The 14,255-nt window shown below is 75.6% G+C and carries 13 protein-coding genes; 11 read left to right on the top strand and 2 right to left on the bottom strand.

Annotated features, from left to right (window positions below):
• Positions 1 to 11: 11 nt before the first annotated feature.
• Positions 12 to 728 (bottom strand): hypothetical protein, encoded by a 717-nt coding sequence (locus tag SK069_RS07210; protein ID WP_319953521.1) that lies wholly within the window; start codon positions 726 to 728, stop codon positions 12 to 14.
• 71 nt (positions 729 to 799) lie between these two features.
• Positions 800 to 1,762 (bottom strand): NAD(P)H-binding protein, encoded by a 963-nt coding sequence (locus SK069_RS07205; RefSeq protein WP_319953520.1) that lies wholly within the window; start codon positions 1,760 to 1,762, stop codon positions 800 to 802.
• A gap of 112 nt (positions 1,763 to 1,874) precedes the next feature.
• Here SK069_RS07205 and SK069_RS07200 point away from each other — a divergent pair, with 112 nt between their 5' ends.
• The 11 genes from SK069_RS07200 (at position 1,875) to SK069_RS07150 (ending at position 14,158) form a co-directional block, all read left to right on the top strand.
• Entirely contained in the window at positions 1,875 to 2,783 is a 909-nt protein-coding gene (locus SK069_RS07200; protein WP_319953519.1) for an ROK family protein, read from the top strand.
• Positions 2,780 to 4,426: a hypothetical protein gene (locus SK069_RS07195; protein WP_319953518.1), complete on the top strand. Its 1,647-nt coding sequence runs from the start codon at positions 2,780 to 2,782 to the stop codon at positions 4,424 to 4,426. Before SK069_RS07200 ends, SK069_RS07195 begins: the two co-directional genes overlap by 4 nt.
• A gap of 1 nt (position 4,427) precedes the next feature.
• Positions 4,428 to 5,366: a phosphogluconate dehydrogenase (NAD(+)-dependent, decarboxylating) gene (gnd, locus tag SK069_RS07190; protein ID WP_319953517.1), complete on the top strand. Its 939-nt coding sequence runs from the start codon at positions 4,428 to 4,430 to the stop codon at positions 5,364 to 5,366.
• Between the two features lie 28 nt (positions 5,367 to 5,394).
• A complete protein-coding gene (zwf, locus tag SK069_RS07185; protein WP_319953516.1) occupies positions 5,395 to 6,927 on the top strand; it encodes a glucose-6-phosphate dehydrogenase in 1,533 nt (510 codons plus the stop codon).
• 10 nt (positions 6,928 to 6,937) lie between these two features.
• Positions 6,938 to 7,987: a glucose-6-phosphate dehydrogenase assembly protein OpcA gene (locus tag SK069_RS07180; RefSeq protein ID WP_319953515.1), complete on the top strand. Its 1,050-nt coding sequence runs from the start codon at positions 6,938 to 6,940 to the stop codon at positions 7,985 to 7,987.
• Between the two features lie 53 nt (positions 7,988 to 8,040).
• Complete coding sequence (locus SK069_RS07175; protein WP_319953514.1) at positions 8,041 to 8,865, top strand: HAD family hydrolase; 825 nt, start codon at positions 8,041 to 8,043, stop codon at positions 8,863 to 8,865.
• Positions 8,858 to 11,281 carry a glycoside hydrolase family 65 protein gene (locus SK069_RS07170; RefSeq protein ID WP_319953513.1) on the top strand — a complete coding sequence of 808 codons (2,424 nt, stop codon included), beginning with the start codon at positions 8,858 to 8,860 and terminating at the stop codon, positions 11,279 to 11,281. The genes SK069_RS07175 and SK069_RS07170 overlap by 8 nt, the downstream gene beginning before the upstream one ends.
• Positions 11,278 to 12,009 (top strand): 6-phosphogluconolactonase, encoded by a 732-nt coding sequence (pgl, locus tag SK069_RS07165; protein ID WP_319953512.1) that lies wholly within the window; start codon positions 11,278 to 11,280, stop codon positions 12,007 to 12,009. The genes SK069_RS07170 and pgl overlap by 4 nt, the downstream gene beginning before the upstream one ends.
• 13 nt (positions 12,010 to 12,022) lie before the next feature.
• Positions 12,023 to 12,748 (top strand): histidine phosphatase family protein, encoded by a 726-nt coding sequence (locus SK069_RS07160; RefSeq protein WP_319953511.1) that lies wholly within the window; start codon positions 12,023 to 12,025, stop codon positions 12,746 to 12,748.
• Between the two features lie 112 nt (positions 12,749 to 12,860).
• Complete coding sequence (locus tag SK069_RS07155; RefSeq protein ID WP_319953510.1) at positions 12,861 to 13,631, top strand: 3-hydroxyacyl-CoA dehydrogenase; 771 nt, start codon at positions 12,861 to 12,863, stop codon at positions 13,629 to 13,631.
• A gap of 155 nt (positions 13,632 to 13,786) precedes the next feature.
• Positions 13,787 to 14,158 (top strand): VOC family protein, encoded by a 372-nt coding sequence (locus SK069_RS07150; protein WP_319953509.1) that lies wholly within the window; start codon positions 13,787 to 13,789, stop codon positions 14,156 to 14,158.
• The last annotated feature ends 97 nt before the right edge of the window (positions 14,159 to 14,255 follow it).

The following is a 14,255-nucleotide window of genomic DNA, read 5'->3' as shown; positions in this document are numbered from 1 at the left end:
GGGCGCCGCGCTCAGCCGAGGCGCCCGATGACCGAGCGCGGCAGGTCCTCGCCCTGGGCGAGCGACCGGATGAACCCGTAGGCCAGCAGCACGTGGTAGCGCGACTGCGTCTGCTTGTAGACCCAGTAGGCGAAGCCCGACGACATCGCCGGGTAGAACTGGCTCACCTCGAGCTCGACGTAGACCTGGCTGTAGGGGTCGGCGGACCCCGTGCCCCGACGGCCGGACCCCGGCGGCTCGACGCCGTCGCGCCGGTGGACCTCGATCTCGAGGAACCCGCGGCTGCGCCCGCGCCGCGAGATGAGCAGCCCGCGGGTGATCGGCCAGCGCACGAGACCGAGCGTCGCGGTGAACTCGTACTCCGGCTCGCTGAAGCCGAGCAGCACGATGCGGCGCGACAGGAAGCAGACGTAGCGTCCTCGCTCGTCGTAGTGGACGCGGACGATCCCGAGGGAGAACCGCTCCATGTAGCTCCAGTACGAGCGCGCGAGGCGCTCGAGGTGCGGCGGCGTCCAGATCGCGTCGAGCGAGGAGGTCGGCGTCGTGATCGTCGCCGTCTGGATCGAGTAGACCGAGCCCGTCGACGCGTCGATCCCGGTGTGGTCGACGACCCGGCCGATCCGCACGCCGGTCTCCCGGGCAACGCGCCGCGCGCGCCATCGACCGGTCGCGGCGGCGACCGCGACGATCGCGAGGAGCACCAGCAGCGGGAGCGCGACGGCCGGCATCGCCTGCATTCAACCCGAACCCGGTCCCGCCCCGGCGCGCGGCGCGGCCGCCCGCCACGCCCGCGCGGCGCTCACGCGCCGTCGAGGGCCTCGCGGACGGCGTCGGCGAAGCCGAGGGGCGCGTCGTTGATACCGGGCGGCGGCGGCTCGGTCACGACCATCTCGACCTGCAGCCCCTCGATCAGCGGGCGGACGAGGTCGTGCTCGACGCCGCCGAACATGCTCACCCACAGCGACGAGAGGCCGATCGCCGAGATCGGGACCGGGAGCTTCGGCACCCCGCGCCGCTCGAGCAGCGTCGCGGTCGTATCGAGCATCTCGCGGTACGTGAGCGCGTCCGCTCCGCCGAGCTGGACCTCGGCGGGCACCTCGTCGCGGGTGGCGAGCGCCCGCAGCGCGGCCGTGACGTCGCGCTGGGCGATCGGCTGGCTGCGGGTCGTCACCCAGCGCGGCATGACCATCACGGGCAGCCGTCGCACGAGGTTGCGCAGGATGACGAACGACTGGCTGTCCGAGGCGATGACCATCGCGGCCCGCGCGTGGACCGGCTCCGGGGCGTGCGCGGAGAGGATCTCGGCCACCTCGCGACGGCTGCGCAGGTGGTGCGAGCGCTCCTCCCCCGCCCCGCCCAGCCCGCCGAGGTAGATCACGCGCCGCACGCCGGCCCGCTCGGCCGCCTCGCCGAACGCCCGCGCGCCGCGCCGGTCCAGCTCGGCGAAGTCGCCGTCGTTGCCGCGTCCCATCGCATGGACGAGGTAGTACGCGACGTCGACGCCCTCGAGCGCCGCGTCGAGGCCCTCGCCGGCGAACAGGTCGCCGCGGTGCGTGCGCACCGACTCGGGCAGGTCGGCGCGATCCGGATCGCGGACGAGGGCGCGGATCGGTCCCACGTCGCCGTCGTCCAGCAGCGCCGGCAGCAGGCGGCCGCCGATCGCCCCGGTCGCGCCGGTCAGGAGCACCGTCGGGCCCGGCCGCGCCGTCGCGTCCGCGTTCCCGTCCGTCGTCGTCTCGCTCGTGGCCACGGTCTCGGCCATGTACCCGCTGCGGACCGCGTCGAACCGCCTGCTCCAGCCGGACAGTCCCCCGGCCCCGGCCTTCACCGCCTGGCGCCGAGCGCGCGGCCGGGATGTGCGAATCTCGCGGCAGATGGATCCCACGATCCGCACCGCCGGCGTCGACGTCGGGGGCACGAAGATCGCCGTCGCGCTGCTCGACGGCGTCGTGCTGCGCCCCGCCCGGGTCGAGCCGACCGCGACGGAGCCCGCGGCGCTGCTCGCGCAGATCACGCGGATGGTGCAGGCGCTGGGGCCGGTCGCCGGCGTCGGCGTCGGCGTGCCCTCCGTCGTGCGGATCAGCGACGGCCGCGTGGAGAGCTCGGTGAACCTCACCGCGTTCCGCGACGTCGCGCTGCGCCAGGAGCTCACGGCGGCGCTCGGCGTCCCGGTGCAGGTCGACAACGACGCGAACCTCGCCGCGCTCGCGGAGGCCTGGGACCCGGAGCTGCGCCTCCGGCACCGATCGCTCGTGGGGATCACGGTCGGGACCGGGATCGGGAGCGGGATCGTGCTCGAGGGCCGTCCGCTGCACGGTCACCGCACCTCCGCGGCCGAGCTCGGCCACCTCATCGTCACCGCGCCGCCGGCCGGGGGCGCGCCGCCCGGCGGGGTGGCCCCGCTGCCGACCTCGCTCGAGCGCTGGGCCAGCGGCCGGGCGCTCGACGAGCTCGCCCGCGACGGGGGCTTCGCCGACGGCTCGGCGGTCACCGCCGCCGCGATCGGCGGCGACGACGGCGCCGCCGCCCTGCTGGCGCTGCTCGGCGAGCGCGTCGGCGTCGGCATCGCCGCGGTCATCTCGCTGCTGGAGCCGGAGGCGGTCGTCGTGAGCGGCGGCGTCTCCCGCGCGGGCGAGCTGCTCGTCGGCCCCGCGCGCGACGCCGCGCGTCGCCTGCTGCTGCCCGGCCTGGGCACCACGACCGAGATCCGCGTCGCCGACCACGGGCCCGAGGCGGGCGTCCGTGGTGCTGCCCTGCTGGCCCGCCTCCCGGAGGTCCGATGACGAACACCCCCGCCCCGTCCCTGCGCTGGCGCCTGAGCGACGCGGAGGAACGCGCGGTCGACGCGCTGCTCCGGCGCGCGGAGGAGGAGCGCGTCGTCGAGCGCCTCCACGCGCGCGATGACACGCTCTGGGGCCCGGCCGGCCAGGCCGAGGTGGCCGACCGGCTCGGCTGGCTCGACGCGCCGGCGGACGCCCGTGCCCTCCTGCCGGAGCTCTTGGAGCTCGCCGCCGCCGTCGAGGCCGAGGGCTTCACCGACGTCGTCCTCGCCGGGATGGGCGGCTCGTCGCTCGCGCCGGAGGTCATCTGGCGCCACCGCCTGCAGTCCGGCCGGACCGGGGGGCTGCGGCTGCGGATGATCGACTCCACCGACCCGGACGCCGTCGCGACGGTGGACGCCGCCACCGAGCCGCGGCGCACCCTCGTGCTCGTCTCGACGAAGTCCGGCGGGACCGTCGAGACGCTCTCGCTCTTCCGTCACCTCTGGGACCGCAACCCCGACGGCGCGGCGTTCGTCGCGGTGACCGATCCCGGGACCCAGCTCGAGGGCATCGCGGCCGAGCACGGGTTCCGCGCGACGTTCCACGGCGACCCGGAGATCGGCGGCCGCTTCAGCGCCCTCTCGCCCTTCGGGACGGTGCCCGCCGCCCTCTGCGGCGCCGACGTGGCCGGTCTCGTCGACGGCGCCACGGCCGCGCTGGAGGCCGCCCGCCAGCCGCTCGACGAGAACGCCGCCGCGCGCCTGGGCGTCGCGATCGCCGCCCTCGCCGAGCAGGGGCGCGACAAGCTCGTCCTGCGGGTCGAGGACCCCGGCCTGCAGTGGTTCGGCCCGTGGCTCGAGCAGCTCGTCGCCGAGTCGACGGGCAAGAGCGGGCGCGGGCTGCTGCCGGTCATGAGCGACCCGGTCGCCGACGGCTTCGGCGTCCGTTGCACGGACGACCGGCAGGTGCTCGCGCTGCGCGGGCCCGAGCCCGACGCGGCGCTCGAGGCGGCGCTCGCCCAGGCGCGCGAGGACGGCGTGCCCGTGCTCGAGCTCGCGGTCGGCGGGGAGGGCGACCTCGGCGCGGCGTTCGTGGCGTGCGAGGTCGCGACCGCCGTCGCCGGCTGGGGGCTCGGGGTCAACCCGTTCGACCAGCCCGACGTGCAGGCCGCGAAGGACGCCACGAGCGCCGTCCTCGCGGAGGTCGCCGACGGCGCGCCGCTGCCCCCCGCCCCCGAGGCCACGCCCGACGCCGTCCTGCGGCTCGTCGACGGGCTGCGGGCCCCGGAGTACCTCGGGCTGCTCGCGTACCTGCCGCCCAGCGAGGGGGCCGCGGAGCTGCTCGGGCGCCTGCGCAAGGTCCTCGCGCGCGACCACCTCGCCGCGATCACCATCGGGTTCGGCCCGCGGTACCTGCACTCCACCGGGCAGCTGCACAAGGGCGGGGCGGCCCAGGGTCGCTTCCTCATCCTGCAGCACGACCCCCGCGCGCACCGGCCGATCCCGGACGCGCCGTACGACTTCACGACGCTGCTCCTGGCCCAGGCCGCGGGCGACGAGCGGACGCTCGCCGCGCGCGGGCGCCCCGTCGCGCGCCTGGACCTCGGCAGCGACTGGACCGAGGGCCTCGAGGCCCTCATCACCGCGATCGAGGAGCGCCGCTGACATGCAGATCGCCTTCGTCGGCCTGGGCAAGATGGGCGGCAACATGGTCCGCCGCCTGCGCGAGGCCGGGCACGACGTCGTCGCGTACGACCGCGACCAGGAGCTGACCGCCGCGCTGGCGGCCGAGACCGGGGCGCGCCCCGCCGCCGCCCTGGAGGAGCTGCCGGGGCTGCTGGAGGCCCCCCGCCACGTCTGGGTCATGGTCCCGCACGGGGAGCCGACCGCGTCGACGGTCACCGCCCTCGGCGAGCTCCTCGACGCCGGGGACGCGATCGTCGACGGTGGCAACAGCCGCTGGACCGACGACGAGCCCCGCGCCGAGGCGCTCGGCGCGCGCGGGGTGCACTACCTCGACGTCGGGACCTCGGGCGGCGTCTGGGGCCTGGAGAAGGGCTACTGCATGATGGTCGGCGGGCCCGACGAGGCGGTCGCCCGGCTCGCGCCGATCCTCGACGACCTCGCGCCCGAGACCGCGGAGGCCTCGCGCCACGTGCTCGGCGACCGCGGCTGGTCGCACGTCGGACCGTCGGGCTCGGGCCACTTCGTGAAGATGGTCCACAACGGGATCGAGTACGGCGTCATGCAGGCGTTCGCGGAGGGCTTCGCGCTCCTGCGCAAGAACGACCCCGATCTCGACCTGGCGACGGTCGCGCACCTCTGGGAGCAGGGCTCCGTCGTGCGCTCGTGGCTCAACGAGCTCGCCGCGCGCGCGTTCGAGCAGGAGGGCACCGACCTGGCCGGCCTCGAGCCGTGGGTCGACGACTCCGGCGAGGGCCGCTGGACGATCGAGGCCGCCATCGACCACAGCGTCCCGGTCCCCGCGATCACCGCGGCGCTCTTCGCGCGGTTCGGCTCGCGCGGCGAGGACGAGTACGCCAGCCGCGTGCTCGCGGCGCTGCGCAACCAGTTCGGCGGGCACGCGGTCAAGCGCGCCTCGTGAGCCCGATCGACCCGCACCCCGCCCTCCGATGAGCGAGCCCGTCTTCGAGCCGATGGACCCCGAGCAGCTGGCCATCGGACTGGATCAGCTGCCGCCGCCGTCGTCCGTCCTCGTCATCTTCGGCGGCGTCGGCGACCTCGCGCGACGGAAGCTCCTCCCGGCGCTCTACAACCTCGCGCACGAGGGCAACCTGCCCGAGCGGTTCCGGCTCATCGGCGTCTCCCACACCGACCTCGGCGAGGACGCGTTCCGGGAGCAGCTCGCGGAGGCGGTCCGGCGCTTCTCCCGCCGCACCCCCGACCCCGAGGTCCTCGGCGCGCTCGTCGCCGGGGCGCACTACGTCCACGGCGGCTTCGAGGACGGCACGACGTACACCGCCCTCTGCGCCCGGATCGAGCAGCTGGAGGAGGAGGTCGGGCAGCCGCTGGCCCGCGTCCACTACCTGTCGACGGCCCCGCGGTTCTTCGGTCCGATCGTCGAGCAGCTCGGGGAGCACGGGCTGGCCCGCACCGAGCACGCGCCGACGCGGGTCGTGATCGAGAAGCCGTTCGGCACGACGCAGGACGAGGCGCACGAGCTGAACCGGCGGATCCGCGAGGTCCTCGACGAGGAGCAGATCTTCCGGATCGACCACTACCTCGGGAAGGAGACCGTCCAGAACCTCCTCGCCCTGCGGTTCGCCAACGGCCTCTTCGAGCCGCTGTGGAACCGCACGCACGTCGCGTCGGTCCAGATCACCTCCGCCGAGGCCGTCGGGCTCGAGGGCCGTGCGGGGTACTACGACGGGTCCGGCGCGCTGCGCGACCTCGTCCAGAACCACCTGCTGCAGGTGCTGGCGATCCTCGCGATGGAGCCGCCGACGGCGTTCGCGGCCGACGACATCCGGACGGAGAAGGTGAAGGTCCTGCGCGCCGTGGAGCCGATCCCGCGGGACCGGATGGCCGAGCACGCCGTGCGGGGCCGCTACGGCGCGGGCTCGATCGGCGGCGAGGTCGTGCCCGCCTACCGCGACGAGCCCGGGGTGCCCGAGACGTCGCGGACCGAGACGTTCGCCGCGCTGCGCCTGCACGTCGACACCTGGCGCTGGGCGGGCGTGCCGTTCTACATCCGCACCGGCAAGCGGCTCTCGCGCAAGCTCACCGAGGTCGCCGTGACGCTGCAGCCCGTCCCCCACCTCGCCTTCGAGGGCGCCGGGGCGGTGCAGCCCAACCAGATCATCTTCACCCTCCAGCCCGACGAGCACGTCGCGATCAAGCTCGCCGCGAAGGTCCCCGGGAGCGGGATGCACCTGCGGCCGGTGACGATGGACTTCTCGTACGGGACGGCGTTCCTCTCGACCTCGCCCGAGGCCTACGAGCGGCTCATCACCGACGCGCTGCGCGGCGAGGCGCTGCTGTTCACCCGCGCCGACGAGGTCGAGGCGCAGTGGTCGGTGATCCAGCCGATCCTCGACGCGTGGGGCACCGACCACGCCACCCCCGACGAGTACGCCTCCGGCAGCGACGGACCGCGCAGCCAGGCGCGGATCCTGCGGCCGGGCGACGCCTGGCGCGCGATCTGAGGACGCGAGGATGGCGAGCGTCGACCACACCGTCTGGCAGCAGGACGACGTCGATCCCGCCGGCGTCGAGCAGGCGATGCGCGCGCTGGAGCGCGAGCGGTTCCTGCGGCGCGAGCAGGCGCTGCCGGCCCGTGCGCTGAACCTCGTCACGGTCGTCGAGGCCGCGTACGCGGGCGAGATCGCCCGACGGCTCGAGGCGACCGGCGCCAACGCGCCGTCGCGCTCGATCCTCCTGCGCGTGGACCCCGGCCGCACGCGGCTGGCGGCGCGCGTCACGCTCGCCGGCGACGGCACGAGCGCGATGCACGAGCTCGTGACGTTCGACATCGGCCGCCGGCACCTCGACCGGCTCGAGTCGATCGTCGATCCCGTGGTGATGACCGACGTGCCGACGCTCCTCTGGTCGCCGCACCAGATCGACGGGGCGCTCGACGCGCTGCTGCCCCTCGCGCAGACGGTGATGCTCGACAGCTCCGACGCGGGCGACCCGGCCGAGGGCCTCGACGCGGCGCTCGCGCTGCAGGAGCGCCACGACGTCTCGATCGTCGACCTGTCCTGGCTGCGCACCCTGCCGTGGCGCCAGCGGCTCGCGTCGGCCTTCGCCGAGCCGCACCGCCGCGGCCGCCTCGACGACGTGCGCGAGGTCGAGGTCCGCCACCAGCCGGGCTCGGCGGCCGCCGCCTGGCTGCTGCTGGGCTGGCTCGCCGATCGGCTCGGCTGGCGCCCCGCCGCCGAGCCGGGCGTCGCGCTCGACGCGCGCGGCGGCCGCGTGGCGCTGCGCCCGGTCGAGGCCGACGCGGGCGTCACCGGCCTCGCCGGGGCGACGGTGCGCGGCACCGACGGCGCGAGCTTCGCCCTCGACCGCAACCCGGGCGGGCTGCGCGGCCGCGACCGGCCCGCGCCGGGCGACGCCGAGCAGGAGCGCAGCTGGACGATCATGGGCGCCTCGCGCGGCGAGGCCGGCGTGCTGTCGGCGGGCCTGCGCCGGACGCTCGTCCCCGACGACGGCTACCGCGCCGCGCTCGCCGGCGCCCGGCGGCTGCTGACGGAGCCCGCGTGAACGGCGCCGCCCAGCGCCCCCGTCCCGCCGGGGCGGCCGCCTACCATTCCACGATGCCCGCGATCCCTCACGGCATCGACGCGCTGCTCTTCGACATGGACGGCGTGCTGACCGACACCGCGCGCCTCCACGCCGCGGCCTGGAAGCAGACGTTCGACGAGTTCCTGTCCGGGTCCCGTCCCGAGCATCGTCCGGGCGACGGCCCCAGCCACCGGGATCGTCCCGGCTCGGGACACCCGGAGGTGTCCGGGTCCCGTCCCGAGCATCGTCCGGGCGACGGCCCCGACCCGCATCGCCCGTTCGCGCTGCCCGAGGACTACCACCGCTACGTCGACGGCCGCCCCCGCTACGACGGCGTCCGGACGTTCCTCGCCGCGCGCGGGATCACGCTGGAGGAGCCGGACGTCGTCGCGCTCGGCGACCGCAAGAACGAGCTGCTGCAGGCGCGCCTGGCCGGCGACGGCGTCGAGCTCTACCCCGACGCCGGGGCGTTCCTGCGCGCGGCGCGGGACGCCGGCTACCGCACGGCGCTCGTCTCCTCGAGCAAGAACGCGCGCGCGATCGTGAGCGCCGCCGGCGTCCTGGACCTCTTCGACGCCGTCGTCGACGGGACGTCGCTGGAGCCGCGCGGCCTGCGCGGCAAGCCCGCCCCCGACAGCTTCGTCGCCGCCGCCGGCGACGTCGGCTCGGAGGTCGCGCGCGCGGCCGTGCTGGAGGACGCCGTCGCCGGCGTCGCCGCCGGCCGCGAGGGCGGCTTCGGGCTCGTCGTCGGCGTCGACCGCCACGACGACCCGCAGCCGCTGCTGGACGGCGGCGCCGACGTCGTCGTCTCCGCCCTCACCGACCTGACGCTCGCCGGAGGCCCTGCCGATGCATGAGACCACCCCTGCCACGCACGCGGCGCAGACCCAGGGCCCGATCGTCGACATCGAGCCGTGGGGCCTGCGCGAGACGGGCCTGGACCTCGGGCGGATCGCGGTCTCCGAGTCGCTCTTCGCGCTCTCCAACGGGCACCTCGGCCTGCGGGGCAACTTCGACGAGGGCGAGCCGCGCGCGCAGTCGGGCACGTACCTCTCCGGGTTCTTCGAGTCCTACCCGCTCTCCTACGGCGAGCGCGGCTTCGGCTTCGCCGAGGACGGCCAGTCCGTCGTCAACGTCACGGACGGCAAGCTCATCCGGCTGCTCGTCGAGGACGAGCCGTTCGACGTCCACCGCGGGTGGCTCGAGCAGCACGACCGGTTCCTCGACTTCCGCACCGGCGTGCTCGAGCGCAACGTCGTCTGGCGCTCGCAGGCGGGGCGGGCGGTGCGCGTCACGACGAAGCGGCTCGTGTCGTTCACGCAGCGCAGCGTCGCGGCGATCCTCTACGAGGTCGAGGCGCTCGAGCAGCCCAGCCGCGTCGCGCTGCAGTCCAACCTCCTCGCCAACCAGCCGCAGGACTCGGAGTCCGCCGACCCCCGGAAGGCCGCGGCGCTCGGGCAGGTGCTCGAGAGCGAGCTGTCCACCGGGCACGACCTGCGCGTCGTGCTCGGTCACCGGACCCGGCGCTCGGGGCTCGCGCTGGCCGCCGGCATGGACCACGTCGTGGACCGCACGCACTGCGATCCGAAGGAGCTCACGCAGGTCGACGACGACCTCGGCCGCGTGACGATCTCGACGCTCCTGGAGCCCGGCAAGCCGCTGCGGATGGTGAAGTTCCTCGCCTACCACTGGTCCGGCCGGCAGTCGATGGACTGGCTGCGCGACCAGGTCGACGCGAGCCTCGAGAACGCGATCGGCGCCGGCTTCGACGGCCTGGTGAAGTCCCAGCGGCGGTACCTCGACCGCTACTGGCGCGTCGCCGACTTCCAGCTCGACGGCGACCCGGAGCTGCAGCAGGCGGTCCGGTTCGCGAAGTTCCAGCTCCTGCAGGCCAGCGCCCGGGCCGAGACGCGCGCCGTCGGGGCGAAGGGGCTGACCGGCTCGGGCTACGACGGGCACGCGTTCTGGGACACGGAGAGCTTCATGCTCCCGCCGCTGACCTACGCGAAGCCCGATCTCGTCCGCGACCAGCTCATGTGGCGCTCGCGGACGCTGCCGCTCGCCCGCGAGCGCGCCCAGCAGCTCGGGCTGCGCGGCGCGGCGTTCCCGTGGCGCACGATCCACGGCGAGGAGTGCTCGGGCTACTGGCCGGCCGGCCTCGCCGCGTTCCACGTCAACGCGTCGATCGCGCACGCGGTCGTCCGCTACGTCGCGGCCACCGGCGACGACGGGTTCGCCCGCAGCCACGGCCTCGAGATCCTCGTGGAGACCGCGCGGCTGTGGGAGAGCCTCGGCCACCACGGACCCGACGGGACGTTCCGGATCGACGGCGTCACCGGGCCCGACGAGTACACGGCGCTCGTGGACAACAACGTCTACACGAACCTCATGGCGCAGCTGAACCTCGACGCGGCGGCCGACGCCGCGGAGCGCGACAACGACGTCGCGCACGCGCTCGGGGTCACCGACGACGAGATCGCCCGCTGGCGGGTCGCCGCGTCGACGATGTTCGTGCCCTTCGACGAGCGCCTCGGCATCCACCCGCAGGACCAGGACTTCCTCACCCACGAGCGCTGGGACTTCGACGGCACGCCGCCGGAGCACTACCCGCTGCTGCTGAACTACCCGTACCTGCAGCTCTACCGCAAGCAGGTCGTCAAGCAGCCGGACCTCGTCATGGCGCTCTTCGTCCGCGGCGACGCGTTCACCGCGGAGGAGAAGGAGCGCAACTTCGCCTACTACGAGGGCGTGACCGTCCGCGACTCGTCGCTGTCGGCGTGCGTGCAGGCGATCGTCGCGGCGGAGGTCGGGCACGTCGACCTCGCCTACGACTACCTCGCCGAGGGCGCGTTCACGGACCTGCACGACCTGAAGGGCGACGGCGCCGAGGGCCTGCACATCGCCTCGCTCGGCGGGGTGCTCGGCGCGGTGATGTTCGGCTTCGGCGGCTTCCGCGACCACGGCGGCGAGCTGCGCTTCCGCCCGCGGATCCCCGCCGCCCTGACGCGGATCCAGTTCCCGATCGTGCACTGCGGGCAGCGGATCCGGGTGGTGATCGAGCCCGGCAAGGTGACCTACGCGCTCACGGCGCTGGAGGACGGCGGCGACGAGGCGGCGCTGCGGCCCGTCACGATCCACCACGAGGACGAGGCGATCGAGCTCGTCGCCGGCGAGCCGGTCGAGCGCCCCCTCGCCGAGCTGCATCCGACCTTCGTGCCGACGCAGCCCGCCGGTCGTGCCCCCCACCGCCGCGCGCTGCGGCCGCTCTCGTGACGACCCCCGCTCCCCGCACGACGCCCTCCGGCGCCCGGCTCCTCGCCGTCCCGGACGCCGAGACCGCGGCGTCGCTCACCGCGACGCTCCTGCACGACGCGATCGCCGCGTCGCTCGCCGAGCGCGGCGTCGCCCGCGTCGCCCTGTCCGGCGGCCGCACGCCGCTGGCCGCCTACGCGCAGCTCGGCCCGGCGGTCCGCGACTGGTCGGCGGTCACGGTCCTGCTCGCCGACGAGCGCTGCGTGCCCCAGGACCATCCCGACAGCAACGCACGCGAGATCCGCGCCGCGCTCGGCCCGGCGGCGCGCGACCTCCGTCTCGTGCCGCTCGTGGAGAACGGCTCCCCGGGCGACCGCGCCCGCGCCTACGCCCACGACCTCGGGCCCGAGCCGATCGACGTCGTCCTGCTCGGCCTCGGCGAGGACGGGCACACCGCGTCGCTCTTCCCGGCGCACGGCGCGCTGGAGGCCGAGGGACGGACCGTCGCCGTGCTCGACGCGCCGAAGCCCCCGCCGGAGCGCGTGTCGCTCACGCTGCCCGAGCTCCGGGCCGCCGGGTCGGTCGTGCTGCTCGTCACCGGCGAGGGGAAGGCCGACGCCCTCGCGCGGACCCTCGGGGATCCCGGGCAGACCGCGCCGGCCAGCCTCCTGCGTCCCGAGACCCTGACCGTCGTCGCCGACGCCGACGCGCTGCGGCGGGCCGACGAGCTGGGTCTCGCGGGCGGCTGAGCGGGGCGGGAGCGTGACGGACGGACCGGACCGGACGGACGGCGAGCGCCCCGCCGACGTGCGGCTGTGGCTCGTGCGTCACGGCGAGACGGCGTGGGCGCGGGTCGGCCGGCACACCGGCCGCACCGACCTGCCGCTGACCCCGCACGGCGAGGAGCAGGCGGCGGCGCTGGCGCCGCGCCTCGCGGGCGTCCCGTTCGCGGCCGTGCGCTGCTCGCCCCTGCAGCGGGCGCGGCGCACGCTGGAGCTCGCGCTCCCCGACCGCTCCCCCGTGCTCGACGACGACCTCGCCGAGCGCGACTACGGCAGCGCGGAGGGACGAACCCGCGCGGAGCTGCGGCAGGCGGACCCGACGTGGGACTCGTGGCGGACGCCGGTGCCCGGCGCCGAGACGATCGCGCAGGTCGGGGACCGCGCCGACCGGGCGATCGCGGCCGCCCTGCGCGACGCCGGTCCGGTGCCCCCGGCGCCACCCGCGCGCGAGGCGGGCGGTCCGCGTCCCGGACCGGCGGTGTCCGACGTCCCCGCCGAGGCCGGCGGCCTGCGCGGGGTCGGCGACCCGGCGGGCCGCGACGTCCTGCTCGTCGCCCACGGGCACCTGCTCCGGATCCTCGCGGCTCGCTGGCTCGGCCAGCCGGCGACCTTCGGCGAGCACCTGCCGCTCGCCGTCGCGGCGCTGTCGGTCCTCGGCACCGACCGGGGGCGGCCGGTCCTCCTGCGCTGGAACGACGCTCGCTGAGCGACGGGCGAACGCCGCGCGCCGGGGTCCCGGCGCCCCCACCTAGGGGCTTCCACAACATCTGGCGCCGGTTCTTGGCTGGCTGGCCAACCCGCGAGGTAGGGTGGCGCGCATGGCTCAGATCGAAGGCAGCAGCGTCCTGGTCACCGGCGGCGCGTCGGGGCTCGGCGAGGCGACCGCGCGGCGGTTCCACGCCGGTGGCGCGCACGTGACCATCGCCGACGTCCAGGAGGAGAAGGGGCAGGCGCTCGTCGCCGAGCTCGGCTCGCGCGCGACGTTCGTCAAGACCGACGTCACCGACGAGGAGGCGGTCGGCGCCGCCGTCGAGGCCGCCGCCGCGGCCGGGCCGCTGCGGGTGACCGTGTCGTGCGCGGGCACCGGCTGGCCGCAGCAGATCTTCCACCACAAGAAGGGCCCGCACCCGCTCGAGATCTTCCAGAAGGTCATCGAGATCAACCTCTTCGGCACGTTCAACGCCCAGCGCCTGTCGGCCGCGGCGATGGCCGAGAACGAGCCGAACGCCGACGGCGAGCGCGGGGTGCTCGTGAACACCGCCTCGGTGGCGGCGTTCGACGGCCAGATCGGCCAGGTCGCCTACTCCGCCTCGAAGGGCGCGATCGTCGGCACGACCCTGCCGGTCGCCCGCGACCTCGCGCGCTACGGCATCCGCAACGTGACGATCGCCCCGGGCCTGTTCGACACGCCGCTGCTCGCCGCGCTGCCCGAGGACGCCAAGGCGTCGCTCGGCGCGCAGGTCCCGTTCCCGCCGCGGCTCGGCGATCCGGCGGAGTTCGCCGACCTCGCCGCCCACATCGCGACGAACCCGCTGCTGAACGGCGAGACGATCCGCCTCGACGGCGCGATCCGCATGTCGCCGAAGTGAGCCGCTGATCACGACGCGTCGCCGCCGCTTCCCACGGGCGCGGCGGCGCGGAGGCGGCTCGGCCCGCGGGACCCACCGAGCTGCTGGCGCAGTCGCGGCCGACGCCGTTCCCGGAAGTGCAAGACGCCGGTGCCGGCGCTGCGTAGGTTGCGCGCATGGCCCAGACGCTGTTCCCCACCATCCGCTTCCGGGACGCCCGCGCGTCGATCGCCTGGCTCGAGGCGGCGCTCGGCGCCGAGACCCTCGCCCTCTACGAGGAGGACGGGCACGTCGCGCACGCCGAGGTCCGGATCGGCGAGAGCTCGCTCATGTGCGGCGACCGCCCGGAGGGCACCGCCACGCCGCCCGGCGCGAGCGTCGTCTACGTCGTCGTGCCGGACGCCGACGCCGCGCACGCCCGCGCGCAGGCGGCCGGAGCCGCGCCGAGCGCCATCACCGAGCAGGACTACGGCTCCCGGGACTTCACGCTGACCGACCCGGACGGCAACCGCTGGGCGATCGGGACCTACGGCGGCGCCGCGGCCTGACCGCGCGCCGCACGGTAGCTCCCGCGACGGCGCGGGCGGGGCCGGCGCCCGTCGCCGCGGTCGCCGGCCTCGCTCGGCGTCGCCGGCCGTCGCCCGG

Origin of the sequence: Patulibacter brassicae (assembly GCF_033949425.1) — a bacterium.
GTDB lineage: Bacteria > Actinomycetota > Thermoleophilia > Solirubrobacterales > Solirubrobacteraceae > Patulibacter > Patulibacter brassicae.
The sequence above is the reverse complement of the archived record's forward strand: the minus strand, read 5'-3'. Positions and strand labels throughout refer to the sequence as shown.

Excerpts from the sequence above, each read along its gene's own strand:
- SK069_RS07200 (WP_319953519.1), top strand. The coding sequence starts at position 1,875 with ATGGATCCCACGATCCGCACCGCCGGCGTCGACGTCGGGGGCACGAAG.
- zwf (WP_319953516.1), top strand. The coding sequence starts at position 5,395 with ATGAGCGAGCCCGTCTTCGAGCCGATGGACCCCGAGCAGCTGGCCATC.
- SK069_RS07175 (WP_319953514.1), top strand. The coding sequence starts at position 8,041 with ATGCCCGCGATCCCTCACGGCATCGACGCGCTGCTCTTCGACATGGAC.
- gnd (WP_319953517.1), top strand. The coding sequence starts at position 4,428 with ATGCAGATCGCCTTCGTCGGCCTGGGCAAGATGGGCGGCAACATGGTC.
- SK069_RS07180 (WP_319953515.1), top strand. The coding sequence starts at position 6,938 with ATGGCGAGCGTCGACCACACCGTCTGGCAGCAGGACGACGTCGATCCC.
- SK069_RS07150 (WP_319953509.1), top strand. The coding sequence starts at position 13,787 with ATGGCCCAGACGCTGTTCCCCACCATCCGCTTCCGGGACGCCCGCGCG.
- SK069_RS07170 (WP_319953513.1), top strand. The coding sequence starts at position 8,858 with ATGCATGAGACCACCCCTGCCACGCACGCGGCGCAGACCCAGGGCCCG.
- SK069_RS07195 (WP_319953518.1), top strand. The coding sequence starts at position 2,780 with ATGACGAACACCCCCGCCCCGTCCCTGCGCTGGCGCCTGAGCGACGCG.
- SK069_RS07155 (WP_319953510.1), top strand. The coding sequence starts at position 12,861 with ATGGCTCAGATCGAAGGCAGCAGCGTCCTGGTCACCGGCGGCGCGTCG.
- SK069_RS07205 (WP_319953520.1), bottom strand. The coding sequence starts at position 1,762 with ATGGCCGAGACCGTGGCCACGAGCGAGACGACGACGGACGGGAACGCG.
- SK069_RS07210 (WP_319953521.1), bottom strand. The coding sequence starts at position 728 with ATGCCGGCCGTCGCGCTCCCGCTGCTGGTGCTCCTCGCGATCGTCGCG.